Here is a 1,963-nt window from a genome sequence, read left to right on the forward strand (position 1 = left end):
TCCATCAACCATTGCTTGTGCTGATACCAGTTTTGAGTTGAAGTCCAAATGAGCGTAAATATTTGCGGTGGTTGCAAAATCACTGTGACCTAACCAATCCTGGATCTGCTTCATCGGCACATTATTTGCCAGCAAAAGACTGGCACAGCTGTGCCTTAGGTCATGGAAGCGAATCTTTCTTAAACCATGCTCCTCCAGCAGCTTGGGAAACGCTGTTGTAACATAGTTTGGGCGAATTCTGACGCCCAACTCGTTGACACAAATATAATCAAGAAATTCCTTGCTATAGGATCTACCGCAAAGCTTACGATTGCTTTCCTGCTGTTCCTTGGCTGCCAGAAGTTTCTCCTTAAAAGCTGGCACCAATGGCAAAGTTCTCATACTGGATTTGTTCTTGGTTGAATCCGATGCATAGATCATCTCTTTACCATCAATGCTGAAGGATGTAACGGTGTGCCTGACAATGAGTGTGTTGTTATTAAAATCAATGGCACTCCATTTAAGACCGACCGCTTCGCTTCTTCTCAGCCCATAGAAAACCCCAAGCAGTATAGGAATCTCAAGTTTCGTTCCTCTGGCCACTTCAAATAACTGATTCACTTCGTTTTTATCATAGAAGCTTCCGATGAATCGTTCCTGTCTTGGACGCTCGATCTTGCTGGCCGGATTAACGGGAATCACATCAATCTTGACCGCATATTTCAAAGACCTATGGATAATGGTGTGATAATGAATCACAGTGCTGGCCTTCACTCGTTTCAATTGGAGCGTATAGAAATCCTGAATATCCTTGGGTTTGAGATCAACCAGCTTGATCTTTTTATCTTTGAAGTATGGAACAATCGGTGATTTGCACATGCTGGCATAGCTTGCGTAGGTAGTAAGCTGAATCGTGTTTTTTGCTATCTCAAGCCAATGCCCTAAAAATTCATGGAAAAGCATGTCCTCCATTGAAACCGGAATATCCGGTTCGAAGGTCTTCCGCGCTTCCCGAAGCATTTCCTGTGCCCGTTTCTTATTTCCTTTTACAGGCAACTTCGTAGAAATCCATTTGCTCTTGCGCTTTCCTTCATGGTCCTTGTAGGTAAGTACCATGTAGAAATAGCCTTTTTTTTCTTGCAGGTGTCCTGCTACCATTTTTAAAACCTCCTTTGTTTGTAGCTCCGATTACCTGCCGTTGACACTTTGAGCGTATCACGGGCAAGTTCCTTCGTGCAATGTTGTGGAGGTTCAAATTGATGGCTGCTCATTACCGACTCTGAGATATGATATGATGTGCGCTTTGGGGATGCGATAGTTACGCCCAATTTTGACAAAGGTCACTTCACCATTTTTCAGTAGCTTATAACCTGTCTTGGTGCTGACACCAAGGATTTCACACATTTGATCAATATTCATCACGTCGGGATAATCTTTGAGCATGAGGCTGTAGGCTTCCTTGCTGGATAAAGTATTGCTCATGCAAAAACCTCCCTTCACTATATAGAAATAGAAAACAGCCGCACCTGAATCAATCTTTCCGCATTAATTTGCGGGATTTTTCACGATGCGGCTGCTGTATTTGATTCTTGAGTTTGTGGATGGACCGGACAAGCGTGGGCTTCACGCTTTCATAGGACTTTCACCTCCCTCCATTCTGATGGCGGGCCGTACTCATTGCCTGCGACGGTTTGATCACGCTCGGACTGTGACTATACGGAAGTATCATTATCTGATGCACAAGGTCATGGCCAGCTGATCTGCCACAATCAGCATGAGGCAAGGGTATTTATCGCTCTCTTCTAGATTGAAGGTCATCGCGTACCTGCCACTTGGCTTGTCCTTTCGGCTCATGCACCAAAGGTATCCGGTTCTCCTATATGAAGTTGTCAAAGATCGATTTTATGAGAAGATAAAAGTCCCTCTCATAAGCCATGAGAATTGAGGGCCATTTTTGAACCCTATTCCTCAAAATTTTTCAAAT

General features: G+C 43.9%; 2 protein-coding genes. Both read right to left on the reverse strand.

From position 1 onward, the window contains the following. A partial coding sequence (locus OEL57_RS16440) for a tyrosine-type recombinase/integrase (protein ID WP_300741994.1) occupies positions 1-1,137 on the reverse strand: 1,137 nt, incomplete at its 3' end. Between the two features lie 93 nt (positions 1,138-1,230). Then, the gene (locus OEL57_RS16445; RefSeq protein WP_300741996.1) at positions 1,231-1,461 is read right to left on the reverse strand and encodes a helix-turn-helix domain-containing protein; all 231 of its coding nucleotides are present in this window, start codon (positions 1,459-1,461) and stop codon (positions 1,231-1,233) included. Between the last annotated feature and the right edge of the window lie 502 nt (positions 1,462-1,963).

It is taken from the genome of Trichlorobacter sp. (genome assembly GCF_030247655.1).
Taxonomy (GTDB): Bacteria; Desulfobacterota; Desulfuromonadia; order Geobacterales; family Pseudopelobacteraceae; genus Trichlorobacter.

Bases quoted from the DNA above. Each gene is read 5' to 3' on its own strand.
- OEL57_RS16445 (WP_300741996.1), bottom strand. From the start codon at position 1,461: ATGAGCAATACTTTATCCAGCAAGGAAGCCTACAGCCTCATGCTCAAA.